This is a genomic window from Streptomyces sp. NPDC059788 (genome assembly GCF_042732265.1).
Taxonomy (GTDB): Bacteria; Actinomycetota; Actinomycetes; order Streptomycetales; family Streptomycetaceae; genus Streptomyces.
Genome location: NZ_JBHWHY010000021.1, coordinates 15,760 through 40,424 on the forward strand (window position 1 = coordinate 15,760; position 24,665 = coordinate 40,424).

Annotated in this window: 21 protein-coding genes; 16 read left to right on the forward strand and 5 right to left on the reverse strand. The window is 73.7% G+C overall.

Annotated elements, in window-relative coordinates; genetic code table 11:
* Positions 1 to 65: 65 nt before the first annotated feature.
* The gene (locus ACFV57_RS19685; protein ID WP_385233489.1) at positions 66 to 1,037 is read left to right on the forward strand and encodes a DMT family transporter; all 972 of its coding nucleotides are present in this window, start codon (positions 66 to 68) and stop codon (positions 1,035 to 1,037) included.
* Between the two features lie 54 nt (positions 1,038 to 1,091).
* On the opposite strand, the gene ACFV57_RS19690 is transcribed toward ACFV57_RS19685, so the two are convergent.
* Together ACFV57_RS19690 and ACFV57_RS19695 are read right to left on the reverse strand one after the other, a co-directional pair.
* Positions 1,092 to 1,532, reverse strand: a complete 441-nt coding sequence (locus tag ACFV57_RS19690; protein WP_385233491.1) for a DUF6640 family protein — start codon at positions 1,530 to 1,532, stop codon at positions 1,092 to 1,094.
* A gap of 98 nt (positions 1,533 to 1,630) precedes the next feature.
* Positions 1,631 to 2,734: an FAD-dependent monooxygenase gene (locus tag ACFV57_RS19695; protein WP_385233494.1), complete on the reverse strand. Its 1,104-nt coding sequence runs from the start codon at positions 2,732 to 2,734 to the stop codon at positions 1,631 to 1,633.
* A 175-nt stretch (positions 2,735 to 2,909) separates the two neighbouring features.
* On the opposite strand from ACFV57_RS19695, the gene ACFV57_RS19700 reads away from it, so the two are divergent.
* The 9 genes from ACFV57_RS19700 (at position 2,910) to ACFV57_RS19740 (ending at position 14,267) form a co-directional block, all read left to right on the forward strand.
* Positions 2,910 to 3,611: a TetR/AcrR family transcriptional regulator gene (locus tag ACFV57_RS19700; RefSeq protein WP_385233497.1), complete on the forward strand. Its 702-nt coding sequence runs from the start codon at positions 2,910 to 2,912 to the stop codon at positions 3,609 to 3,611.
* 193 nt (positions 3,612 to 3,804) lie between these two features.
* A complete protein-coding gene (locus tag ACFV57_RS19705) occupies positions 3,805 to 4,620 on the forward strand; it encodes a TIGR03084 family metal-binding protein (RefSeq protein ID WP_385233500.1) in 816 nt (271 codons plus the stop codon).
* Positions 4,617 to 6,338 (forward strand): acyclic terpene utilization AtuA family protein, encoded by a 1,722-nt coding sequence (locus ACFV57_RS19710; RefSeq protein WP_385233504.1) that lies wholly within the window; start codon positions 4,617 to 4,619, stop codon positions 6,336 to 6,338. Before ACFV57_RS19705 ends, ACFV57_RS19710 begins: the two co-directional genes overlap by 4 nt.
* Positions 6,335 to 7,933 carry an acyl-CoA carboxylase subunit beta gene (locus tag ACFV57_RS19715; RefSeq protein WP_385233506.1) on the forward strand — a complete coding sequence of 533 codons (1,599 nt, stop codon included), beginning with the start codon at positions 6,335 to 6,337 and terminating at the stop codon, positions 7,931 to 7,933. Before ACFV57_RS19710 ends, ACFV57_RS19715 begins: the two co-directional genes overlap by 4 nt.
* Positions 7,934 to 7,940: 7 nt before the next feature.
* Entirely contained in the window at positions 7,941 to 9,839 is a 1,899-nt protein-coding gene (locus tag ACFV57_RS19720; protein WP_385233508.1) for an acetyl/propionyl/methylcrotonyl-CoA carboxylase subunit alpha, read from the forward strand.
* Positions 9,836 to 11,065, forward strand: coding sequence for an acyl-CoA dehydrogenase family protein (locus ACFV57_RS19725; RefSeq protein ID WP_385233510.1), 1,230 nt, complete (start codon positions 9,836 to 9,838; stop codon positions 11,063 to 11,065). Before ACFV57_RS19720 ends, ACFV57_RS19725 begins: the two co-directional genes overlap by 4 nt.
* 132 nt (positions 11,066 to 11,197) lie before the next feature.
* Positions 11,198 to 12,790, forward strand: coding sequence for a 4-coumarate--CoA ligase family protein (locus ACFV57_RS19730; protein WP_385233512.1), 1,593 nt, complete (start codon positions 11,198 to 11,200; stop codon positions 12,788 to 12,790).
* Entirely contained in the window at positions 12,787 to 13,653 is an 867-nt protein-coding gene (locus ACFV57_RS19735) for an enoyl-CoA hydratase family protein (protein ID WP_385233515.1), read from the forward strand. Before ACFV57_RS19730 ends, ACFV57_RS19735 begins: the two co-directional genes overlap by 4 nt.
* The gene (locus tag ACFV57_RS19740) at positions 13,641 to 14,267 is read left to right on the forward strand and encodes a TetR/AcrR family transcriptional regulator (protein WP_385233518.1); all 627 of its coding nucleotides are present in this window, start codon (positions 13,641 to 13,643) and stop codon (positions 14,265 to 14,267) included. The genes ACFV57_RS19735 and ACFV57_RS19740 overlap by 13 nt, the downstream gene beginning before the upstream one ends.
* Positions 14,268 to 14,273: 6 nt before the next feature.
* On the opposite strand, the gene ACFV57_RS19745 is transcribed toward ACFV57_RS19740, so the two are convergent.
* Positions 14,274 to 15,251: a helix-turn-helix transcriptional regulator gene (locus tag ACFV57_RS19745; RefSeq protein ID WP_385233521.1), complete on the reverse strand. Its 978-nt coding sequence runs from the start codon at positions 15,249 to 15,251 to the stop codon at positions 14,274 to 14,276.
* Between the two features lie 120 nt (positions 15,252 to 15,371).
* On the opposite strand from ACFV57_RS19745, the gene ACFV57_RS19750 reads away from it, so the two are divergent.
* Positions 15,372 to 15,794: a VOC family protein gene (locus tag ACFV57_RS19750; protein WP_385233524.1), complete on the forward strand. Its 423-nt coding sequence runs from the start codon at positions 15,372 to 15,374 to the stop codon at positions 15,792 to 15,794.
* On the opposite strand, the gene ACFV57_RS19755 is transcribed toward ACFV57_RS19750, so the two are convergent.
* Complete coding sequence (locus tag ACFV57_RS19755) at positions 15,776 to 16,873, reverse strand: citrate synthase 2 (RefSeq protein WP_385233528.1); 1,098 nt, start codon at positions 16,871 to 16,873, stop codon at positions 15,776 to 15,778. The two genes, ACFV57_RS19750 and ACFV57_RS19755, sit on opposite strands and share 19 nt — an antisense overlap.
* 528 nt (positions 16,874 to 17,401) lie before the next feature.
* On the opposite strand from ACFV57_RS19755, the gene pdxH reads away from it, so the two are divergent.
* Entirely contained in the window at positions 17,402 to 18,100 is a 699-nt protein-coding gene (gene pdxH, locus ACFV57_RS19760; RefSeq protein WP_385233531.1) for a pyridoxamine 5'-phosphate oxidase, read from the forward strand.
* Positions 18,101 to 18,526: 426 nt separating this feature from the next.
* Positions 18,527 to 19,993: a PAS domain-containing protein gene (locus tag ACFV57_RS19765; protein ID WP_385233534.1), complete on the forward strand. Its 1,467-nt coding sequence runs from the start codon at positions 18,527 to 18,529 to the stop codon at positions 19,991 to 19,993.
* Positions 19,994 to 20,063: 70 nt separating this feature from the next.
* Here ACFV57_RS19765 and ACFV57_RS19770 read toward each other — a convergent pair whose 3' ends face one another.
* The gene (locus ACFV57_RS19770) at positions 20,064 to 20,822 is read right to left on the reverse strand and encodes an SIS domain-containing protein (protein ID WP_385233537.1); all 759 of its coding nucleotides are present in this window, start codon (positions 20,820 to 20,822) and stop codon (positions 20,064 to 20,066) included.
* 363 nt (positions 20,823 to 21,185) lie between these two features.
* On the opposite strand from ACFV57_RS19770, the gene ACFV57_RS19775 reads away from it, so the two are divergent.
* The 3 genes from ACFV57_RS19775 to ACFV57_RS19785 all read left to right on the forward strand — a co-directional run bounded on the left by ACFV57_RS19775 (position 21,186) and on the right by ACFV57_RS19785 (position 24,657).
* A complete protein-coding gene (locus ACFV57_RS19775; protein ID WP_385233540.1) occupies positions 21,186 to 21,878 on the forward strand; it encodes a metal-dependent transcriptional regulator in 693 nt (230 codons plus the stop codon).
* Between the two features lie 833 nt (positions 21,879 to 22,711).
* Entirely contained in the window at positions 22,712 to 23,578 is an 867-nt protein-coding gene (locus ACFV57_RS19780) for an alpha/beta fold hydrolase (protein ID WP_385233822.1), read from the forward strand.
* A gap of 119 nt (positions 23,579 to 23,697) precedes the next feature.
* A complete protein-coding gene (locus tag ACFV57_RS19785) occupies positions 23,698 to 24,657 on the forward strand; it encodes an NAD-dependent epimerase/dehydratase family protein (RefSeq protein WP_385233543.1) in 960 nt (319 codons plus the stop codon).
* Positions 24,658 to 24,665 lie beyond the last annotated feature (8 nt).

Sequence of the window (24,665 nt, forward strand, 5' to 3'; positions counted from 1 at the left end):
GCAGCGCATCACAGCAGGTGGAAATCACATTTCACGGCGCGGGAGGCGGGCCGTAGCGTGGGCGTGTGAACGAGTCGCGCCACGAGCCCAGCAGCCTGCCGCCCCTGCCCCCGGTCCCGGAGCCGGTCCCGGCCCCCGAGGCGGTCCCGGCCTCCCCCGAGGTCCGGGCCGCCGGACAGGGTGCGGTAGGGAGTGGGCGCCTGACATCCGTGGCGCTGGTCATCGGCGGCATCGTCTCGCTGCAGTTCGGCGCCTCGGTCGCGGTGCTGCTCTTCCCGCGGGCCGGCGCGCTCGGCGTGGTCACCCTCCGGCTGGTCGTCGCCGCGCTCGTCCTCATGATCGCCTGCCGCCCGAGGATGCGCGGCTACACCCGGGGCGACTGGGCCACGATCCTCGCCTTCGGCGTCGCCCTGGTCGCCATGAACTCGCTCTTCTACGAGGCGATCGACCGCATTCCGCTGGGCGCCGCCGTCACGCTGGAGTTCATGGGCCCGCTGATCCTCTCGGTGGTCACCTCGCGGCGGGCGCTGAGTCTGCTGTGGGCGGGGCTGGCGCTGGGCGGCGTGGCCCTGCTCGGCCGGGAGGGGTTCGACGGGCTGGACCCGCTCGGCGCCGGTCTCGCGCTGACGGCGGGCGCCCTGTGGGCCGCGTACATCCTGCTCTCGACCCGGACCGGACAGCGCTTCCCGCAGGCGGACGGCCTGGCCCTGGCGATGTCGGTGGCGGCGGTACTGAGCCTCCCGCTCGGCATCTCGACCGCGGGCACGGCCCTGCTGGACCCGGTCACGATCGGGCTGGGCGCCGCCGTCGCCCTGCTCTCCTCGGTCACGCCGTACACCCTCGAACTGCTCGCCCTGCGCAAACTGCCGGCCTCCGGCTTCGCCGTGATGATGAGCCTGGAGCCGGCCGCCGGCGCCCTGGCCGGCTTCCTGGTCCTGCACCAGTCCCTCGGCTGGGCCGAACTGGTGGCGATCGGGCTGGTGGTGCTGGCGAGCGTGGGGGCTGTGCGGAGTGCGGGCCGGGGCGGGGCGGGCTGACGGTCGCGACGCCCCCGGCGGAAGCGCGTCATCCGGTCGGCTGCCGGTCTGCCGTCAGGTGGTGGGGGCCGCGGGCGTGCGCAGGACCGCCGCGGCGGCGCCGAGCAGGGTCAGGGTCAGGACGATCGCCATGAAGACCTGGCCGTGCATGCCGAGGACGAAGAGGGTCCGGCCGGCGAACTCCGGGTCGTAGGTGGCGGTGCCGGGGAACAGGAGGGCGCCGATCATGCCGAGCCAGGGGACGGCCAGGAGCGCGGCGGCGCACAGCAGCCGGCCGCGGGTGCCCTGGCCCCGCCGCAGGGCGAGGGCCAGGCCGAGGAGGCCGAGGAGCACCGTCATCAGCATGTACTGGGCGTCGTGGAACTTGGCGTGGGGCGGCCAGCCGGGGTTGAAGGCGTGCTGGGCCGCCAGATCCGGGACGACGAGATCGGCGAGCACGGCGCTGACCGTGGTGACCGCCCCGACGAGGACGATCAGGATGCGCGGGAGGGGCATGGGGTGACCTCTGGGGGTTCGGTGGTTTCCCGGTGGGGACACGCTTTCGCGGAGCCGGGCGTAGCGGGGCACGGGTGGGAGACACGCGGGTGGGGGTGTCAGGGCGTCCAGGCGTAGGCGGTGCTGATCGAGCGGTTGAAGAGCGAGGTGGGCAGGAGGGGCAGGGCCGCGTCCCGCAGGGCGGCCAGCGGCGGGGCCGTCCAGTGCGCGGGAGCGCCGGCCTGCCGGGAGCGGCGGGTGATCATCTGGGTACGCGGCCTGCGGACGCGGTCGTATTCCTCCAGCCCCGCTCGCACGCCGAGGGTGTCCGCCGCCGCGGCGAGGGTCACTGCGTCCTCAAGTGCCTGGCAGGCGCCCTGTCCCAGGTTGGGGGTCATCGCGTGCGCGGCGTCTCCGAGGACCGCGACCTTTCCGGAGACGTAGGCGGGCAGCTTCGGCAGCTCGTACGAGTCGTGCTGCAGCACCGCTTCCGCGTCCGCGGCATTCAGCAGTGCGGGGATGGGGCCGTGCCAGTGCGCGAAGCGTTCGCGCAGCCGGTCGAGGTGGGTGCGGGAGCCGAGCGGGGCGTTGGCCAGCAGGTAGCAGTAGACGCGGCCGTCCGGCATCGGCACATGCCCGAACCGTTCGCCTCGCCCCCAGGTTTCCACGCTCCCCTCGACGGCCCGGGGCGGTGCGATGAAGCGCCAGGTGGTGTATCCGACGTAGCGCGGTCCGGGGAGGTGCGGCCAGAGGGAGTGCCGTGTCGCGCTGCGCACGCCGTCGGCGCCCACCACGAGATCCGCGGTGGAGGTGCCCGCGCTGTGGTGGACCGTGCCGTCGGGCCGCACCTGGCGCACCTCGGTGCCGGGCCGCAGCGCCGGTGCGGGAACGGCCGCGCGCAGGAGGCCGATCAGAGCGGCCCGGTGCACGGTCACCCACTGGCCGAAGCGGCGTTTCAGGTCGTCGACGTCGTTGCGGATCAGCCAGTCCCCGCTTGCGCGGCGGATGCCCGCGGGCGGATCGGACAGCCCGCCGGAACGCAGCGGATCGCCGAGGCCCAGCGTGTCCAGCGCGCGTAAGCCGTTGGGCTGGATGGACACTCCCGCACCGATCTCGGTGAACTCCGGCGCGCGTTCCAGGACCTCCACCTGCCAGCCGCGCTGATGGAAGGCGACAGCCGCGGTCAGCCCGCCGATGCCACCGCCCACAATGATCGCCTTCATCGTCGGGTCTCCTTCGTGGTCGTGGAGTGCCGGGCCGGTGCGGGGCGCGGTGGAGCACTCTCCCCAGGCCCATTCCCTAGGGCCTCTAAGCTCACTTAGAGGCATTAAGGAAACATAGATGCCCTAGGATGTCAACGGTGCTTACGGTGTTGGTGGAGCGACAAGAGGGGTGACGATGGCCGCAGGGGCCAGCAGCAGGCGGGAGAGGCTGCGCCGGGCGACCCTTGAGGAGATTCACGGGGCCGCGCGCAAGCTCCTGGTCGAGCAGGGGTCGGCCGCGGTGACGATCAACGCGGTCGCCAGGCAGGTGGGCATGAGCGGCCCGGCCCTCTACCACTACTACGCCGGCCACGACGAGCTGGTCGGCGCGGTCACGGCGGACTTCTTCCGCGAGCTGACCGCCGCCATGGAGCACGCCCGTGACGCCCGCGCCGACGCGCCGGTCGGCGAGCGCATCCTCGCGGCCTGCCGGGCCATGCGGGCCTGGGCGAGCGCCCATCCCGCCGAGTTCGGCTGGGTCTTCGCCAGTCCGGTCGCCCCGCCGAACCGGCAGCCCGGCTCGGCGCGCCGCCAGGCCGGGCAGCGGTTCGAGCAGGTCCTGCTGGACCTGACGGTCGAGCTGTGGAGGACGCGGCCGTTTCCGGTGCCCGATCCGGCCGGCCTGCCCGCGTCGCTGCGCGAGCAGCTGACCGCCTACTCCACCGCCATCGACGGCGGCCTGCCACCCGAGGCCGCGCACGTCTTCCTGTCCTGCTGGACCAGGCTGTACGGCCTGCTGTGCATGGAAATCCTGCACCAACTGGACTTCGCCTACTCCGACCTGGAGCCCGTCTTCGAGGAGTGCCTGCGCGACGTGGCCGACACCCTCGGCCTGTAGGGGCGTCCGCGGGCACCCGGCCCGCACCCGCCTTCTTCTCCGGGGCCGGTGGGCCCCGGCCCGCGCCCGCTCTCCTCAGAAAATCATGCATGCGTGCTTGATTGTTTCCCCGCGCGCTGTCACGCTCGTTCCCGCACCGCATCAGTCAACGTGCCCTGCCCGTACGGCAGATGGCCGACGAGGGGAGTGCCGCGTGTCCGACGCCGACGCCAGTGCCGTACTGGCGGATCTGAGAGACGAAGGGGACGCGCTCGACGCGCTGGTCGGTGGCCTGGCGTCAGAGGGGTGGGCGCTGGCGACGCCGGCCGTGGGCTGGACCGTCGCCCACCAGATCGGGCACCTGGCCTGGACCGACCGGCAGGCCCTGCTGTCCGCCACCGATCCCGCCGCCTTCCAGGAGGCGGTCCGGCGGGCCCTGTCCGCTCCGACGACGTTCGTCGACGAAGGCGCGGAGGGGGAGGCGCAGGCACCGCCCGGCGAACTGCTGGCCCGCTGGCGGCAGGGCCGGGCCGAGTTGCACGAGGCCCTCGCCACGCGGACCGCGGGGGACCGGCTGCCGTGGTTCGGTACCGCGATGAGCACCGCCTCCATGGCCACGGGGCGGCTCATGGAGACCTGGGCGCACGGCCAGGACATCGCCGACGCGCTCGGTGCGACGCGCGAACCCACCGCACGGCTGCGGCACGTGGCCCGCATCGGCGTACGGGCGCGGAACTTCGCGTACGCGGCCAACGGACTGAGCGCTCCAGAGGAAGAGTTCAGGGTCGAGCTGCGGGCCCCCGGCGGCGGCATCTGGGCCTACGGTCCCGAGGGCGCGGCCCAGCGGGTCACCGGCGACGCCCTGGGCTTCTGCCTGCTGGTGACCCAGCGCGCCCACCGCGACGACGTGGACGTACGGGCCGAAGGCGCGGACGCCGACCGCTGGCTGGGCATCGCCCAGGCGTTCGCCGGGCCGCCGGGCAGGGGCCGTGAGCCGGGCGGCCGTGGTGGCCCGGAGGGCGCTCGGTGACCGGCGGCGAGGTGCTGCGCGTCGGCAACGCCTCCGGCTTCTACGGCGACCGCTTCGACGCCGTGCGCGAGATGCTCACCGGCGGCCCGCTCGACGTCCTGACCGGCGACTACCTCGCCGAGCTGACCATGCTCATCCTGGGCCGCGACCGCCTCAAGGACCCCGCCCGCGGCTATGCGAAGACGTTCCTGCGGCAGCTGGAGGACACCCTCGGCCTGGCTGTCGAGCGTGGGGTACGGATCGTCACCAACGCGGGAGGGCTCAACCCCGCCGGACTCGCGGAGGCCGTCGAAGAGTTGGCCCACCGGAGCGGCGTCCCGGTGCGGGTGGCGCACGTGGAGGGCGACGACCTCATGGCCCGCTACGCCGGGCGCGCGGGCGTGCTGACCGCCAACGCCTACCTGGGCGGCGAGGGCATCGCCGCGTGTCTGCGGGCCGGCGCCGACGTGGTCGTGACCGGCCGGGTCACGGACGCCGCGCTGGTCAGCGGGGCCGCGGCGGCCCACTTCGGCTGGGCGCCCACGGACCACGACCGGCTGGCGGGCGCGGTCGCCGCGGGTCACGTCCTGGAGTGCGGCACCCAGGCGACCGGCGGCAACTATTCCTTCTTCGCCGACCCGGACTTCTCCGCCGCCCACGACCTGCGCCGCCCCGGCTTCCCGCTCGCCGAGATCGCCGCCGACGGCTCCTCGGTGATCACCAAGCACCCCGGTACGGGCGGCGCGGTCACCGTCGGCACCGTCACCGCCCAGCTGCTGTACGAGACGGCCGGCGCGCGCTACGCGGGCCCGGACGTGACCGCGCGGCTGGACACCGTACGCCTGACAGCGGACGGCCCGGACCGGGTGCGTATCGACGGCGTACGCGGTGAGGCGCCGCCGCCGACGCTGAAGGTGGGCCTGACCCGCCTGGGCGGCTGGCGCAACGCGGTGACGTTCGTGCTGACCGGCCTGGACATCGAGGCCAAGGCCGCCCTCGTACGGGAGCAGATGGAGGCGGCCTTCGACGCGGCCGAACGCCGCCCGGCGTCCGTGGAATGGACGCTGGCCCGCACCGACCACGCGGACGCCGCCGTCCAGGAGGAGGCGAGCGCGCTGCTGCGGCTGGTGGTGCGGGACGCCGAACAGGACGCGGTGGGACGGGTGGTCAGCGGGGCGGCGATCGAGCTGGCGCTCGGCAGCGTCCCCGGGTTCCACGTGACGGCGCCGCCGGGCAAGGGCGAGCCGTACGGCGTCTTCGAGGCGGAGTACGTGGACGCGGCGGACGTGCCGCACACCGCCGTACTCCCCGACGGCAGCCGCGCAGAGGTGCCACCGCCCACAGAATCCCGCGAGCTGACACCGCTCGCCGAGCCCCCGCTCCCCGAACCCCTGGCCCACGACGGCCGGTTCCGGCGCGCCCCGCTCGGTCTCGTGGCCGGTGCCCGCAGCGGCGACAAGGGCGGCTCGGCGAACGTCGGCGTCTGGGCCCGTACGGACACGGCCTGGCGCTGGCTGGCCCACGAGCTGACCGCCGACCGCCTGCGCGAACTCCTCCCGGAGACGGCGGACCTGCCGGTGACCCGCCACGTCCTGCCCCATCTGCGTTCCCTGAACTTCGTGATCGACGGCCTGCTCGGCGCGGGCGTCGCCGCGCAGGCCCGCTTCGACCCGCAGGCCAAGGCCGTGGGGGAGTGGCTGCGCGCCCGCCACCTGGACATACCGGAGGTGTTGCTGTGACCGTGCTCGGCAGCCGGCTGGACCCGACAGGACCCGAGTACGCGGCCAACCGCGAGGCGATGCTCGCCAAACTCGCGGAGATCGACACGGAACACGCCAAGGCCATCGGCGGAGGCGGCGCCAAGTACGTCGAGCGGCACCGGGGGCGCGGCAAGCTGCTCGCCCGCGAGCGCGTCGAACTGCTCCTCGACCCGGACACACCGTTCCTCGAACTGTCGCCGCTGGCCGCCTGGGGCAGCGACTACCCGGTGGGCGCGTCCCTGGTCACCGGCATCGGTGTGATCGAGGGGGTGGAGTGTCTGGTCACGGCCAACGACCCGACCGTACGGGGCGGGGCCTCCAACCCGTGGACGCTGAAGAAGGCCCTGCGCGCCAACGAGATCGCCTTCGCGAACCGGCTGCCCGTCGTATCGCTGGTGGAGTCCGGCGGCGCCGACCTGCCCAGCCAGAAGGAGATCTTCATTCCGGGCGGCGCGCTGTTCAAGGACATCACCCGGCTGTCCGCCGCCGGTATCCCCACCGTCGCCGTCGTCTTCGGCAACTCCACGGCCGGCGGCGCGTACATCCCCGGCATGTCCGACCACGTGATCATGGTCAGGGAGCGGGCGAAGGTCTTCCTCGGCGGTCCGCCGCTGGTCAAGATGGCCACCGGCGAGGAGAGCGACGACGAGTCGCTGGGCGGCGCCGAGATGCACGCCCGTACGTCCGGGCTCGCCGACCACTTCGCCCTGGACGAACCGGACGCGCTCCGGCAGGCCCGCCGGGTCGTCGCCCGCCTCAACTGGCAGAAGGCGCACGGAGATCCAGGACCGGCCGCGCCGCCCAAGTACGACGAGGACGAACTGCTCGGCATCGTCCCCGGCGACCTCAAGGCGCCCTTCGACCCGCGCGAGGTCATCGCCCGCATCGTGGACGGCTCGGACTTCGACGAGTTCAAACCGCTGTACGGGCCTTCGCTCACGACCGGCTGGGCCCGGCTGCACGGCTACCCCGTAGGCGTCCTCGCCAACGCGCAGGGCGTGCTGTTCAGCGCGGAGTCGCAGAAGGCCGCGCAGTTCATCCAGCTCGCCAACCAGCGCGACATCCCGCTGCTCTTCCTGCACAACACCACCGGCTACATGGTCGGCAAGGAGTACGAACAGGGCGGGATCATCAAGCACGGCGCCATGATGATCAACGCGGTCTCCAACTCCCGTGTCCCGCACCTGTCCGTCCTGATGGGCGCCTCCTACGGCGCCGGGCACTACGGCATGTGCGGCCGCGCCTACGACCCGCGCTTCCTGTTCGCCTGGCCCAGCGCCAAGTCCGCCGTCATGGGCCCGCAGCAGCTCGCCGGGGTGCTGTCGATCGTCGCCCGCGCCTCCGCCGCCGCCAAGGGACAGCCGTACGACGACGAGGCCGACGCCGGGCTGCGCGCCATGGTCGAGCAGCAGATCGAGTCCGAGTCGCTGCCGATGTTCCTGTCCGGGCGGCTGTACGACGACGGCGTCATCGACCCCCGCGACACCCGAACCGTCCTCGGCCTGTGCCTGTCCGCCCTGCACACCGCCCCCGTCGAGGGCGCGCGCGGCGGCTTCGGCGTCTTCCGGATGTGAGGAACACGTGATCTCTTCCCTCCTCGTCGCCAACCGTGGCGAGATCGCCCGCCGCGTCTTCCGCACCTGCCGGGAACTGGGCATCGCCACCGTGGCCGTGTACTCCGACGCGGACGCCGACGCCCCGCACGTCCGCGAGGCCGATGCCGCCGTACGCCTCCCGGGCAACGCCCCCGCCGACACCTATCTGCGCGGCGACCTGATCGTGAAGGCCGCGCACGCCGCCGGTGCCGACGCCGTCCACCCCGGCTACGGCTTCCTCTCCGAGAACGCGGGCTTCGCCGCGGCCGTCGCCGACGCGGGCCTGACCTGGGTCGGCCCGCCGCCCGCCGCCATCGAATCGATGGCCTCCAAGACCCGCGCCAAGGAACTGATGGCGGCGGCCGGGGTGCCGCTGCTCGCCCCCGTCGATCCGGACCGGGCGACCGCCGCCGACCTGCCGCTGCTGGTGAAGGCGGCGGCGGGTGGCGGCGGGCGCGGGATGCGTGTCGTACGGGACCTGGCCGGCCTGCCGGGGGAGCTGGCGGCGGCACGGGCCGAGGCCGCCGCGGCCTTCGGGGACGGCGAGGTCTTCGCCGAGCCGTACGTGGTCGGCGGCCGGCACGTCGAGGTGCAGGTCCTCGCCGACGCGCACGGCACCGTCTGGACCCTCGGCACCCGCGACTGCTCCCTCCAGCGCCGCCACCAGAAGGTCATCGAGGAAGCCCCCGCACCCGGCCTCTCGGACGAACTGCGCGCCACCCTGCACGCCGCCGCCGCCGACGCCGCCCGCACCATCGGCTACCGCGGCGCGGGCACCGTCGAATTCCTCGTCTCCGCCGCCGGACACGCCCACTTCCTGGAGATGAACACCCGTCTCCAGGTCGAACACCCGGTCACCGAGGCCGTGTACGGCGTCGATCTCGTGGCGCTCCAGCTCCGGGTGGCCGAGGGCGAGGAACTGCCGGACGCACCGCCCGCCCCGCGCGGCCACGCCGTCGAGGCCCGGCTGTACGCGGAGGACCCGGCGGCGGACTGGCAGCCGCAGACCGGCACCCTGCACCACCTGTCCGTGCCCGACGGCGTCCGGCTCGACTCCGGCGTGGCCGACGGCGTCGTCATCGGCGTGCACTACGACCCGATGCTCGCCAAGGTCATCGCCTGGGCGCCGAGCCGCGCCGAAGCCGTACGCAAGCTGGCAGGAGCCCTGGAACGGGCCCGCGTGCACGGCCCGGTCACCAACCGCGACCTGCTCGTACGGTCCCTGCGCCACCCCGAGTTCGCCACCGCGACCGGCCTGGACACCGGCTTCTACGACCGCAACCTGGACGAGCTGACGGCGGCCCCCGACGGCACGGCCACCGGCCTGTGCGCGCTCGCCGCCGCCCTCGCCGACGCCCACGGCCGGTCCCGCTTCGGCGGCTTCCGCAACGTACCGTCCCAGCCGCAGGCCAAGACGTACGCGTGCGGCGGCGCCGAGTACGAGGTCCGCTACCGGGTCGGCCGCGACGGCCTGCACGCCGAGGAGTTCCCCGGCGTACGGCTGCTGACGGCCGCGCCCGGCCGGGTCGTCCTCGAAACCGACGGCGTACGGCGCGAGTTCGGTGTCGACCGCCACGGCGACCGGGTCTACGTCGACTCCGCCACCGGCTCCCGAGCCCTCACCGCCCTGCCCCGCTTCCCCGACCCCACCGCCCGCGCGGAACCGGGCTCGCTGCTCGCCCCCATGCCCGGCACGGTCGTCCGGGTGGCCGACGGCCTGGCCGAGGGGGACCGCGTCGAGGCCGGGGCCCCGCTGCTCTGGCTCGAAGCCATGAAGATGGAACACAGGATCACTGCCCCCGCCTCCGGCACGCTGACCGCCCTGCACGTCAAGGCCGGCCAGCAGGTCGAGGTCGGCACGCCGCTGGCCGTCGTCACCGCATGACGCCGCTCCCCCTCGAAGGAGTCCCCGTGAGCACCCCCGTGATCGAAACCGAGGAACACCGCGCCCTGCGCGCGTCCGTCGCCGCGCTCGGCAAGCGCTACGGACGCGAGTACTTCGCCCGCGTCGTCGCCGAGGGCAAGCACACCGACGACCTGTGGGCGGAGGCCGCCAAGCTGGGCTATCTGGGCGTCAACCTGCCCGAGGAGTACGGCGGCGGAGGCGGCGGCATCGCCGAACTCTCCATCGTGCTGGAGGAGCTGGGAGCGGCCGGCTGCCCCCTGCTCATGCTCGTCGTCTCGCCCGCCATCTGCGGCACCGTCATCGCCCGCTTCGGCACCGAGGAGCAGAAGCGGACCTGGCTGCCCGGCCTCGCCGACGGCTCCCGCAAGATGGCCTTCGGCATCACCGAACCGGACGCCGGCTCCAACTCGCACCGCATCACCACCACCGCCCGCCGCGACCCGGCCACCGGCGAATGGGTCCTCAACGGCCGCAAGGTCTTCATATCCGGCGTGGACATCGCCGAGGCCACCCTGATCGTCGGCCGCACCGAGGACGCCCGCACCGGCAAGCTCAAGGCCTGCCTGTTCATCGTCCCGCGCGACACCCCGGGCTTCGGGCGCAGTCAGATCGCGATGGAGCTGGGGGCGCCGGAGAAGCAGTTCGAGCTGACGCTCGACGACGTACGGCTGCCCGCGGACGCCCTGGTCGGTGGGGGCACCTCCCATGCCGGAGGCCATGGGGGAGAGGACGCGGGGCTTCTCCAGCTCTTCGCCGGACTCAACCCCGAACGCATCATGACCGCCGCGTTCGCCCTCGGCATGGGCCGCTACGCGGTCGGGCGGGCCGTCGACTACGCCCGCACCCGGCAGGTCTGGAAGGCGCCCATCGGAGCCCACCAGGCCGTCGCCCACCCCCTCGCCCAGGTCCACATCGAGCTGGAACTCGCCCGCCTGATGATGCAGAAGGCCGCCCGTCTCTACGACGCGGGCGACGACATGGGCGCGGGCGAGGCCGCCAACATGGCCAAGTACGCGGCGGCCGAGGCGGCGGTGAAGGCCGTCGACCAGGCGGTGCACACCCTCGGCGGCAACGGCCTGACCCACGAGTACGGCCTCGCCTCCCTGATCACCGCGGCCCGGGTCGCCCGGATCGCGCCGGTCAGCCGGGAGATGATCCTCAACTACGTCTCCCACCAGAGCCTCGGCCTGCCCAAGTCGTACTGACCGGCCGCGCCCGGCATCGCGGTCGCCGTGCTGACAACCGCACCGGCAACCGCGATGCTGCACGCACACGGACAGGCGCCCGCCCGCGGCCCGGACCGGCACCGGACGCGCGCCGCTGCTGAGGGGATGGCCATGGTCTTTCACAGTCAGTACGCCGATGTCGCACCCGTGGACCTGCCGATCCACGAAGCCGTACTGGGCCGGTCGGCCACCGCGTACGCCGCCCTGCCCGCCCTGATCGACGGCCAGGACGGCACCACGGTCAGCTACGCCGAACTCGACGGCGCCTCCCGCCGGATCGCCGCGGCCCTGGCCGACTCCGGCGTCCGCCCCGGCGACGTGCTCGCCCTGCACAGTCCCAACACCATCGTCTACCCGGCCGTCTGCTACGCCGCCTCCCGCTGCGGCGCGGCCGTCACCACCGTCCACCCCCTCGCCACCTCGGGCGAGTTCGCCCAGCAGCTGCGCGACTCCGGCGCCAACTGGATCGTCACCGCCTCCCCGCTCCTGGAGACGGCCCGCAGCGCCGCCGAACAGGCCGGCGGCATCACCGAGGTGTTCGTCTGCGACGGCGCCGTCGGCCACCGCTCCGTCCGCGACATGATCGCCTCCACCGCCCCCGAACCGGCCGTACGCATCGACCCCGCCCGGGACGTGGCCGTCCTGCCGTACTCCTCCGGCACCACCGGCAGCCCCAAAGGCGTGATGCTCACCCACCGCTCCCTCGCCACCAACCTCGCCCAGCTCGGCGAGCTGATCGGCAGCGGCCCCGGCGACCGCGTCCTGGCCGTGCTGCCCTTCTTCCACATCTACGGACTGACCGCCCTGATGAACGCCCCGCTGCGCAACGGCTCCACCGTCGTCGTACTGCCCCGCTTCGACCTCGAACACTTCCTGCGCACCATCGAGAAGTACCGGATCAACGCGGTGTACGTGGCCCCGCCCATCGTCCTGGCCCTCGCCAAGCACCCGGCCGTCGCCCAGTACGACCTGTCCTCGCTCGACTACGTCGTCAGCGCCGCCGCCCCGCTGGACGCCCGGCTCGCCGGCACCTGCGCCCGCCGCCTGGGCATCCCGCCCGTCATGCAGGCGTACGGCATGACCGAACTCTCGCCCGGCACCCACGCCGTACCGCTGGGCGCCACCGGCGCGCCGCCCGGCACGGTCGGCAAGCTGCTGCCCGGCACCGAGATGCGCATCCGCTGCACGGACACCGACAAGGACCTCGGCACCGGCGAGAGCGGCGAGATCCTCATCCGCGGCCCGCAGGTCATGAAGGGCTACCTCGGACGGCCCGCGGAGACCGAGGCCGTGATCGACGCCGACGGGTGGCTGCACACCGGCGACATCGGGCGGGTGGACGCCGACGGCTGGCTGTACGTCGTGGACCGCGTCAAGGAACTGATCAAATACAAGGGTTACCAGGTCGCCCCCGCCGACCTCGAAGCGGTGCTGCTCGCCCACGAGGGCATCGCGGACGCCGCGGTGATCGGCGTCACCGACGCCGACGGCAACGAGATCCCCAAGGCCTACGTCGTACGGCAGCACGGGGAGCCGGGGGCCCTGCTCACCGAGGACGACGTCATCACGTACGTTGCCGGGCAGGTCGCCCCGTACAAGAAAGTACGGCGGGTGGAGTTCACGGACGCCGTGCCCCGCGCCGCCACCGGCAAGATCCTGCGGCGCGAACTGCGCGCCAGGGAAAGGAGTTCCACGGCCTCATGACCGACGCCACACCGGACGCCACGCCCCGGGCCGCACCGGCCGCACCCGACGCCGCACCCGACGCCGCACCCGACGCCACGCCGGACGCCCCGCTGGTGCGGCGCGCCCACGACCGGGGCGTCACCGTCCTGACCCTGGACTCCCCGCACAACCGCAACGCGCTGTCCCGGCGCCTGGTGGGCGAACTCCACGCGGCCCTGACGGCCGCCGCCGAGTGCACCGACACGCGCGCCGTACTGCTCACCCACACCGGGACGACGTTCTGCGCGGGAGCGGACCTCACGGAGGCGACGGAGGCGGCGGATACCGCGGACACGGCCGGGGCGGCCGTCTCCGGCCCCCTCGGCCTCGTCCGCCTCCTGCGCGCCGTCATCGAACTCCCCAAGCCCGTCGTCGCCGAGGTCACCGGCCACGTGCGGGCCGGCGGCCTCGGCCTGCTCGGCGCCTGCGACCTGTCCGTGGCGGGACCCGGCGCCACCTTCGCCTTCACCGAGGCCCGCCTCGGCCTCGCCCCCGCCGTCATCTCCATGCCGCTGCTGCCCCGCATGGACCCGCGCGCCGCCGCCCGCTACTACCTCACCGGTGAGCGCTTCGACGCTGCCGAGGCGGCCCGTACCGGCCTGGTGACCCTGGCCGCCGACGATCCCGACGCCGCCCTCGAACCGGTCCTCGCGGGGCTGCGCAAGGGCTCCCCGCAGGGTCTGGCGGAGTCCAAGGCCCTGGTCACGGCCGAAGTCCTGCGCACCTTCGACCGCGACACCGCGGCCCTCGCCGGCACCTCCGCCCGCCTCTTCGCCTCCGACGAGGCCCGCGAGGGCATGACCGCCTTCCTCCAGCGCCGGGACCCGTCATGGGTACGGTGACCTCCGCCCGCACCCCCAAGGAACCGCAGCAGGAACGCAGCCGCGCCACCCGCCGTGCCCTCCTGGAAGCGGCCGTCTCCTGCCTCGCCGAACGCGGCTGGAGCGGCAGCACGGTCTCCGTCGTCGCGGAGCGCGCGGGCGTCTCGCGGGGGGCCGCCCAGCACCACTTCCGCACCCGCGAGGACCTGTTCACCGCGGCCGTCGAACACGTCGCGGAAAAACGCCGGGGCGCGCTGAAAGCCGTGGCCCACGACCTGCCGCCCACCGGCTCGGCCGCCCGCACCCGCATCGTCGTCGAGGAGATCGTCAACCTCTACACCGGCCCCCTCTTCCGGGCCGCCCTGCACCTCTGGGTGGCCGCCTCCGACGAGGAACCCCTGCGCGAGCGCGTCACCGCCCTGGAGGCCCGCGTCGGCCGCGAGGCGCACCGTACGGCGGTCGGCCTCCTGGGCGCCGACGAGGCGGTCCCCGGTGTCCGGGAAACCGTGCAGGGCCTCCTCGACATGTCCCGCGGCCTGGGCCTGGCCACCCTCCTCACCGACGACAAGGCCCGCCGCGACCGCGTGGTGACGCAGTGGGCGCACATCCTGGACACGGTGCTGAACGGGGACTGACAGGCCTCAGGCAGGCTCCTCGCCGGCAGCGGCGTACGCGTCGAGGCTGCGGGCCAGCGTCCGCACGAGATCGCGCAGGGCGGCGGGGCGCTCGATGACGAACGGGGCGTCCAGCGCGGCCAGTACCGGGGGAATCCAGTCCAGGCGTTCGGCCCGGATACGGACGCGGACCCATTCGGGACCGTCGTCGGACAGGGCGGCGATCCCGGCCGGAAGGCGGCTGCGGAGCTGCTCGACGCCGCCGCGGACGCGCACCGACACATCGTGGGTCCACGGCGTACGGGCGAGATGGTCGAGGACGGTCGCCGCCGGGTCGAAACCGTCCGGGACGGTGAACGTACCGGACAGCACGCGGACCGAGGCGATCCGGTCCAGCCGGAAGATCCGCATCTCCCCGGTGTCCCGGCCCGCGGCGGTCAGATACCACCGCCCGGAGTGCGCCACGAGCCCGTACGGCAGGACTGTACGGGCACTCCCGCCGCCCTTGCGGTCGGTGTACGCGAACGCCACCGGCCGCTGCTGCCGTACGGCCGCGGCGAGTTCGAGCAGCACCGACGCCTCCGGTGGGTCGGCGGGCCGGGGCCGGTCGGTGAAGTCGGCCGTCTCCAGCAGCGCTTCCAGCCGCCGCCGCAGGGCCACGGGCAGCACCCGCCGCACCTTCGCCGCGGCGCTCTCGCCGGCTGCCGCGGAGGCGGCGCCCGGTCCGCCGCGCTGCCCCGCGAGCAGGCCGAGCAGTACGGCCAGGGCCTCCTCGTCGGTGAGCATCAGCGGGGGCATCCGGTAGCCCGGGGCGAGCCGGTAGCCGCCGTACCGGCCCCGTACCGCGTCGACGGGGATGTCCAGGTCCAGCAGGTGGCCGACGTAGCGGCGGACGGTGCGCTCGTCGACGCAGAGGCGGGCGGCCAGCTCGGGAACGGTACGGATGCCGCCGCCCTGGAGGATCTCCAGCAGGGCGAGCACCCGGGCGGTGGTCGAAGTGGTCACTCCGGAATTCTGCCGCGGATACCGGGCGGAACCTGTCCGGTATTGCTCCTAGCGTGGCGAACACCCGGCGCCGCTTGCCGAGCCGGGCCCGCTCTGCCCTCCCGTCAGGAAGAACGACCCATGAACTTCGTGTCCATCCGCATCATCACCGACGACGTCGCCCGCCTCGTCGGGTTCTACGAGCGCCTCACCGGTGTACGCGCCGAGTGGGCGACCCCGGAATTCGCCGAGCTGGTCACGCCGTCGGGCACGCTGGCGATCGCCGGCAGCCGCACGGTGGCCCTGTTCGGCGAGGGGACCGCACGGGCCGCCGCCAACCACACGGTGATCACCGAGTTCCGCGTCGGCGACGTCGACGCGGAACACCGGCGACTGGAGTCCCTCGGCTGCACGTTCGTCCAGGAGCCGACGACCATGCCGTGGGGCAACCGCTCGCTGCTCCTGCGGGACCCCGACGGCAACCTGGTCAACCTCTTCACGCCCGTCACCGAGGACGCCGTGCGGCGCCAGGAGCGCCCGGCCCGTCACGCCGGCAGCGTGTAGCCCTCCACCGCCTCCGGCCCGCGCGGCCCCGGACCCACGTACGTGGCCGACGGCCGGACCAGGCGGCCCGTGCGCTTCTGCTCCAGGATGTGGGCGCTCCAGCCCGCCGTGCGGGCACAGGTGAACATCGACGTGAACATGTGCGCCGGGACCTCCGCGAAGTCCAGGACGATCGCCGCCCAGAACTCCACGTTCGTCGCCAGGACCCGGTCTGGACGCCGGTTGTGCAGCTCCTCCAGGGCGGCCTTCTCCAGCGCCTCCGCGACCTCGAAGCGCGGCGCGCCCAGTTCACGGGCCGTGCGCCGCAGCACCCGGGCCCGCGGGTCCTCGGCCCGGTACACCCGGTGGCCGAAGCCCATCAGCCGCTCGCCGCGGTCCAGCGCCCGCTTCACGTACGCCGTGGCGTCACCCGTCCGCTCGATCTCCTCGATCATGCCGAGGACCCGGGACGGTGCCCCGCCGTGCAGCGGCCCGGACATCGCGCCGACCGCGCCGGACAGTGCGGCCGCCACATCGGCGCCGGTCGAGGCGATGACCCGGGCCGTGAACGTGGACGCGTTCATGCCGTGCTCGGCCGCCGAGGTCCAGTACGCGTCCACGGCCGCGACGTGCTTGGGGTCCGGCTCGCCGCGCCAGCGCTTCATGAAGCGCTCCACGATCGTCCCGGCCTTGTCGATCTCCTTCTGCGGCACCATCGGCAGGCCCTGCCCGCGCGCCGACTGCGCGACGTAGGACAGCGCCATGACCGCGGCCCGCGCCAGCTCGTCGCGGGCGGTCTCCACATCGGTGTCCAGCAGCGGTTTCAGGCCCCACACCGGCGCGAGCATGGCCAGCGCGGACTGCACGTCCACCCGGATGTCACCGGAGTGGACCGGGATCGGGAACGGCTCGGCGGGCGGCAGCCCGGGGTTGAACGACCCGTCGACCAGCAGCCCCCACACGTTGCCGAAGGAGACCTTGCCGACCAGATCCTCGATGTCGACGCCCCGGTAGCGCAGCGCGCCGCCTTCCTTGTCCGGTTCGGCGATCTCCGTCTCGAACGCGACGACTCCTTCGAGTCCGGGTACGAAGTCGGACATCAGGCGGCTCCTCAAGATGTGGACGACATGCGGCTCATGACCAAGATGCCGTGCGTTCAATATCTGTCAGGTCAGGCTGGTCGGTCGGGCGGTCCGGCTGCCGCCGTGCGGGTGTCCCGTGTGGCGGACGGGGCGGCGCGCGGCTCCGGCCGCGGCCGGAGCCGCCGGCCGCGACCCGCGGTGCCGGGCCGGTTCCGTACGGCTGGTCCGGGTGCCGGTGCGGTTACGCGGCCGCGTCCGCGGCTCGCGGTCCGTACCGGTCACTCCCGTCATGCCCCGCGCGGGCGTTGGTCACCCGACCGTCACCCGGCGCTTCCCGCCCGGGGCACCTCGCTTCGATCACTTCAGGGCGGACACGATATCCCGCGCCCCCGGCGCGCCACAGTGGCTCGCGGCACGATTTTGGCCGGTCCGGTACGTACCGGGAAGCGTGACATCCGGCACACTGGACGATTCGCTTACGGGAGGGTTACGCCCGGCCGTCCAAGGGCAGACTTCCCTGCCACCCGGATGCCCCAACAAGCGTTCATGCTGCAAGATGTGGCCGTGCACTCCGCCGACACGCCCACCCCGGACCCGCTCGATCCTTCCGCCATGCGGGCGCATTACCGCGCCGAGGGACTCGACGAGGCAGAACTCGCCCCCAGCCCGTACGACCAGTTCGCGCGCTGGTTCAAGGAAGCGGCCACGAGTGGACTGCACGAGCCGAACGCGATGGTCGTCTCGACCGCCGACGCGGCCGGCCGTCCCAGCTCAAGGACCGTCCTGCTCAAGCGGTTCGACGAGCACGGCTTCGTCTTCTTCACCAACTACGCCAGCCGCAAGGGCCGGGACCTGGCCGAAAACGCTCATGTCTCGCTGCTCTTCCCCTGGCACCCGCTCGCCCGCCAGGTGATCGTGACGGGCACGGCCGCCCGCATCGGGCGCGACGAGACCGCCGCGTACTTCCGCACCCGCCCGCACGGCTCCCAGCTCGGTGCCTGGGCCAGCGACCAGTCCGCTCCGGTCGCCTCGCGCGCCGAACTGGAGCGCGCGTACGACGACCTGGCGGCCCGTTACCCCGAAGGCGAGCAGGTGCCGGCGCCGCCGCACTGGGGCGGCGTGCGGGTCGTCGCGGAGACCGTCGAGTTCTGGCAGGGCCGGGAGAACCGCCTGCACGACCGGTTGCGGTACGAGCGGGAAGGCAGCGGCGGAGAGGGCTGGTCCGTCGTGCGGCTCGCGCCCTGAGAGGCGGGAGGGCGGGGGCGGTACGGGCGTACGCGGGCCCGCCCGCACGCAGACGACCCGCGGGCTGCTTCCCCCGCGCCTGTGGCGCGAAGGGGCCGGTCGGACGAACCGGCAGCCCGCGGGTCGGGTGACTGCTTGGGATTGGCCGGCTGCGCAGCTGTTTCCTGCGCTGGTCCGGCGCTGCACACTGAGTGCGACGACGGGCCGCTAGCCCGCAGTCACCTCACGCGTCCGGTGCGAAATCATCTGCCGAACCACCTCCCTTCTCGTGTGCCTCACACCCTAGGAACCGGTCCGGCGGGCGCACAACCGAATTTCCCGCGACGGGGTTTTCAGGGATTTCCGCGAATGGGGTGTGGTCCGCGTCACGTTCCAGTTGAATGATCCGGCGTGCAGCACGTACGGCCGCGTTCGTAGGGGGTGCCAGTGGCTGCTTCGTCTTCGTCGTCCTCTTCGTCGTCCTCGTCGCACCGCTTCGAGCCCGTACCGCCCGGCGGGCCGGGCCGGGGCAGCCCGCCCGCGGACGACGCGCGCGCGGACGGGCTCACCGGCGAGGAGCCGGACCCGCAGCCGGACAGCGAGGACTCCGGCCTGCTCGCCGCCCTGCTGGACGGGATGGACGCCGCGCTGTGCGCCTTCGGCGCGGACGGCTCGGTCACGCACTGGAACCGCGAGGCGGAGCGGATTCTCGGCTGGTCGGCGGCCGAGGCGGTCGGCCGGCCCGGACTGGCCGGCTGGGCGGTCCGCAAGGAGGACGCCGACGAGGTGGAGGAGCGGCTGCTGGCGGCGACGCGGTCGCCGGGGCGCCAGGTCCACGAGTTCGCGCTGCTGACGAAGGACGGGCGCCGCGTCCTGGTGCGTACCCAGTCGTCCGCGGTGCTCGGGCCGGACGGGCGGGCGGCGGGCGTGTACTGCGCGTTCAGCGAGGTGCACACGCAGATCGACCTGGAGCGCTCCATCGCGCTGAGCGAGGCCCTGTTCGTGGACGCCTCCTGGGGCGTGGTGCTCGTCGACGCCGACCTGCGGCCCGCGGTCGTCAACGCCCACGCGGCACGCGCCCTGGGGATGGGCCGTACGGCCGTGCTCGGGCGCCCGCTGGGCGATCTGCTGACCCAGGGCGTGGAGGAGCTGGAGAGCGCCCTGACGCACGTCCTCGCGGAAGGCACCCCGCCCGCAGCCGCCGAACTGTGGGTCACGCTCCGGTCCGACGAGGCCGAGCAGCCCCGCCGGTGCTGGCGCAGCGGCTTCCTGCGGCTGGCCTCGCCGCTGGCGGAGGAGGCCGTACCGCTCGGCGTGGGCTGGCTCTTCCAGGACGTCACGGACGCCAAGCGCACGGAACAGGAAGGCTCCCTGCTGCGCTTCCGCGCCCAGCAGCTGCACCGCGCGGGCCGGGCCGCGGGGGAGTGCGAGGACCCCATGGAGGCGGCGGCGGTCCATCTCGACTTCGCGCTGGCGGGGTTCGCCGATCACGGGCTGATCGACGTGGTGGGCGGCGGGGGCGAGGCCGGTGACGGCGCGCCGGCGCTCGTCCGGGCCGTCGCCTCGCCCGCCGGGGCCCCCGGCCCCTCCGAAGCCGTGCCGCCGACCGGCATCCCGGTGGCCTACGGGGCGGGCCACCCGGCCGCGCAGGCGCTGGAACGATGCGGCTCGGTACGGGCCGGCGCGGGCCCGGCGGTCGCGGAGGGCTGGGCCGCGGCCCGCAAGTGGCCGGACGGCACGGTGCACGGCCTGTGCGTGGTGCTGCGCAGCCGGGGGCGGACGCTGGGCGTGGCGACGTTCCTGCGCGGGCCCTCGCGGCGCCCCTTCGACCGGGCGGACGCGGCGTACGCGGAGGACGTCGCCTCCCGCATCGCCGCCGCCCTGGACCTGGCGGGCGGCCCGGCGGGGCGCTGACGGGCCGGTGGACGTGCGGCTGCCGGGCGCGTCGTCCGCACGGCCGTACGGCTGTCCGGCGGGCCGCGTCCTACTGCCGGTAGTAGATCCGGTCCGCGTACTCCCGGATCACCCGGCCGTTCCAGTCGTGGCCGCCGTCCACGTTGCCCGAGCGCAGCAGCGGCGGGTCGATGCCGCGGTCGGCGAGCACGCCCGCGGCCGTCGCGACGACGGACTGCATGATCGCGCTGGTCACGACCGTCGAGGCGGGCGCGAAGGGCGCCTCGATGCCCGGCAGCGTCAACTCCGCGTCGCCCACCGGGATCTTGCTGTCCACGACGATGTCGCAGTGGTCCCTGAGGAACGTGCCGGAGACGTGCCGGGACCTGGTCTCCTCGGCGTACGCCACCGACGTCACCCCGACGACCTTCAGGCCGAGCGCCCGCGCGTTCATGGCCATCTCCACCGGGAGCGCGTTGCGGCCGGACAGCGAGATGATGACCAGGACGTCCCCGGCCTCCATGGGGCTGGTGTCCAGGACGGCCCCGGCCAGCCCGTCCACCCGCTCCAGCGCGCTGCCCAGCGTCGCAGGCCGTACGTCGACGCCGACGACGCCCGGCACGGTCAGCAGGTTCATGATGGCGAGGCCACCCGCTCGGTAGACGGTGTCCTGCGCGGGGAGGGAGGAGTGCCCGGCGCCGAAGACGAAGACCCGGCCGCCCGCCTCGACGGTGTCGGCGATCAGCGTCCCGGCCGCGCCGATCGGCTCGTCCTCCTCGTCGCGCACCCGGCGCAGCAGGTCCATCGCGGCGTCGAAGTACTGCCCGGCCAACCGGTTGCTCTCGCCCATCGCCGCGGGGCCCCTCTCGTCGGTGTTCGGCGGTCTTGTACGTTGGTGCTCGTACATTTGTCCTACGTTTTGACACGTCCGGCACCGGGTGCGGACCGGCGGCGCTGCGCGCCGGGTCCCGACGCGGGGCAGCCGTGGCGCGGATCACGTTGCGGTCTGGACCAGTGCCCTGTCAATACGGTGCGCGCCCCTGCCCGCGACCGGGTGGACACCTTCCGGCCGTCCGGACGTCGCCCGGTTGCCGTTCCGGCGCCGCCGTACCGGGACTTCCCGGGGCCCGGCCGGAGCGGACGCGGAACCGTTGTCAGTGGGATGCGTCAGAATTGAGTTCAGGGCCACCGCACGACACATCGAGGGGCACGCATGTCCGGACTGATCGACACCACGGAGATGTATCTCCGCACCATCCTTGAGCTGGAAGAGGAAGGTGTGGTCCCGATGCGCGCCCGGATCGCCGAGCGGCTCGAACAGAGCGGCCCGACGGTCAGCCAGACCGTGGCGCGCATGGAGCGGGACGGCCTGCTCACGGTCGCGGGCGACCGCCACCTGGAGCTCACCGAGGAGGGCCGCCGGCTGGCGACCCGCGTCATGCGCAAGCACCGCCTCGCCGAGTGCCTGCTCGTCGACGTCATCGGACTGGAGTGGGAGCAGGTGCACGCCGAGGCGTGCCGCTGGGAGCACGTGATGAGCGAGGCGGTCGAGCGCCGCGTCGTGGAGCTGCTGCGGCATCCGACGGAGTCGCCGTACGGCAACCCCATCCCGGGGCTGGAGGAGCTGGGCGAGAAGGCCGAGGCCGACCCGTTCCTGGACGCCGGCATGGTGAGCCTGATGGACCTGGACGCCGGCGCGGACGGCAAGACGGTCGTGGTGCGCCGGATCGGCGAGCCCATCCAGGCGGACGCCCAGCTCATGTACACGCTGCGGCGCGCCGGTGTGCAGCCGGGCGCGGTGGTCAGCGTGACCGAGTCGTCCTCGGGCGTGCTCATCGGCAGCAGCGGTGAGGCGGCGGAGCTGGAGTCCGAGATCGCCGCACACGTTTTCGTGGCCAAGCGCTGACCCCGTAACGCCGCTCGTTTCCCGGCTGACCTGCTTCGACGGCCGTCCCGGCGCGGTGGCCAACTGTTCGGTCGTCCGACGGAGTTGGCGGAACGCGAGCGCGGCGGCCGGTGGCATGCCACCCTGGCGCTGAGCGTGTGCGCGGGAGCACCCGGGAGCCGTACGGCGCAGTGGTCGATCGCGTGCGCGAGAACAGCGGGCTCATGACGTTGTGGCGCCGGAGACCTGGGCGAGGCGGCTGAGGACGAGCGGAGCGGGACGGTGTCCGCCGCCGCGGCCCCGGGTCGGGGAGGGGGCTCGGGTGAGGAGCAGTCCGCCGCGACCCCCGGCCCGGCCGGGCGCGTCGCCACCGCAAGCGGAGCGCGCCGCGAGGCGGGCGCGCACGGCGGCCTCGGAATGTCGCGGGAGGTTCGGCGGGGGAGCCGGAGCCGCAAGCGGAGCCAGGGCCGGGGGCGGCATCACGGCCGCAAGCGGAGCCAGGGCCGTCGGCGGAACGCGGGCCGGAGGCGGAACCGCGGCCGGAGGCGGCCGGCCCGTCCGCCGCGGCGATGGCGGCCGCGCGAAAGACCAGGGCCCCGGCGCTGCGAGCAGCCGGGGCCCCGCCTCCCCATGTCCCCCCGCCAAGACCCGGAGCCCCGAGCTCTCAGGGTCTTTCCCGTCGGGCCCCCTTCCCGGTGGGGCCCGCCTCCCGCTACGTGTCTCCCCTCGGCGAGGACCGGCAATCCTTGGGCGTGGTCACCCGAACGAGGGTTATTGGGCGCAGAATCAGCCTATTCGAATAGAGGTTCGATAGTGTGGGGCTGCTCAAGGACCGAATGGGGGTGCCAGGACCCATGGTGCGGCGTATCGACGTGACGGGGGCCGGCGGCGTCCGGCTCGCCGCCTGGGAGTTCACCGACCCGCCGAAGGCCGGCCGGGAGGAAGGGGAGCGCGGCCCGGGAGTGCTCCTGCTGCACGGCCTGATGGGCCGCGCGTCGCACTGGGCCGAGACCGCCCGCTGGCTCGGCTCCCGGTGCCGCCCCGTCGGCCTGGACCAGCGCGGCCACGGCCGCAGCGAGAAACCCCAGGACGGTCCGTACGACCGCGAGGCGTTCGTGGCCGACGGCATCGCCGCCATCGAGCAGCTCGGCCTGGCACCCGCCGTCCTGATCGGCCACTCGATGGGCGCCCTGACGGCCTGGCAGGTGGCCGCCCGCCGCCCCGACCTGGTCAGCGCGCTGGTCGTCTGCGACATGCGGGCCTCGGCCCTGGGCTCGGCCTCGCAGCAGGAGTGGGCGGACTGGTTCCGCTCCTGGCCGGTCCCGTTCGCCACCCTCGCGGACGTACGCAAGTGGTTCGGCGAGGACGACCCGACGCTGGAGCGGCCCAAGCCGGCCCGCGGCGAGTTCTTCGCCGAGGTGATGGCCGAGCGCGCGGACGGCTGGCGCCCGGTCTTCTCCCGCCACCAGATGCTCACCGCCCGCGAGACCTGGGTCCACGACGCCCACTGGGAAGACCTCGCCCTGGTGCAGTGCCCCACGCTCGTGGTCCGCGGCCTGGACGGCGAACTGGGCCGCGCCGAGGCCCAGGAGATGGTCCGGGTCCTCCCGCGCGGCGCCTACGCGGAGATACCGGACGCCGGTCACTGGCTCCCCTGGGAAGCCCCCGAGGAATGGCGGGGCGTCCTGGACCCGTTCCTCCAATCCGTCCTCCCCACCTGACCGGAACCCGGTCGGGACCTGACCGGAACCCGACCGGTCTCCGCCCCACCGGCCTCCCCCCTCCTCCCACCCGTCAAGGATCTGCCGAGCCCCCCGGAACCTCGCTAGTGTCGTCGGCCATGCGTCTTCTTGTTCTTGGCGGTACGTCATTCGTCGGCCGGGCCATCGTCGAGGATGCCCTGCGCACCGGTTTCGAGGTGACCTTGTTCGGCCGGGGCCGCACCAACCCGGACCTCTTCCCCGGCCTGGAACGGCTCGTCGGCGACCGCGACACCGGCGACTACGCCGCGCTGTCGGACGGCAGTTGGGACGCCGTCGCGGACGTCAGCGGCTACGTCCCGCGGCACGTCGGACAGGCCATGGACGCGCTGGGCGACCGCGTCGGCCGGTATGTGTTCATCTCCAGCCACGCGGTCTACGAACGCACCGGCCTGGCCCCGGGCGGCGACGAGGACACCCCGCGCCGCCCGCCCGTACGGGACACCGAGGAGCTGAGCGAAGCCACGTACGGGCCGCTCAAGGTGGCCTGCGAGGACGATGTGACGGCCCGGTACGGCACGCGGGCGACGATCGTCCGGCCGGGCAAGGTGGCCGGACCGCACGACTCGATGGACACGTTCACGTACTGGGTGCGCCGTGCCGCGCGCGGCGGCCGGGTGGCGCTGCCGGCCGACCCCGCCCAGCCGGTGCAGATCGTCGACTCGCGGGATCTGGCCCGGCTGGTCGTGCAGTTGATCTGCGACGACCGCCCCGGCGCCTTCCACGCGGTGGGCCCCGCCGAGCCGACGACCCTCGGCGGACTGATCGAGATCTGCGCCCGGGTGGCGGGCACCGAGGTCGAGATCGTGCCGGTGGCTCCCGACGGCGCGCCGCCCATGTTCCCCCTCGTACGCCCGGACTGGCCCACTCAGCAGCGCAGCGCGGCACGCGCCCGCCGGGCGGGCCTCCCGGCGACTCCGCTGGCGGTGACGGCCGCGGACGTCCTGGCCTGGGACCGCTCCCGCGGTGAGCCCCCGCTCCCGCTCGGCTACACCCCGGAACAGGAACAAGCGGCCCTGAACGGGCACCACTCCGCCTGAGCGAGGGC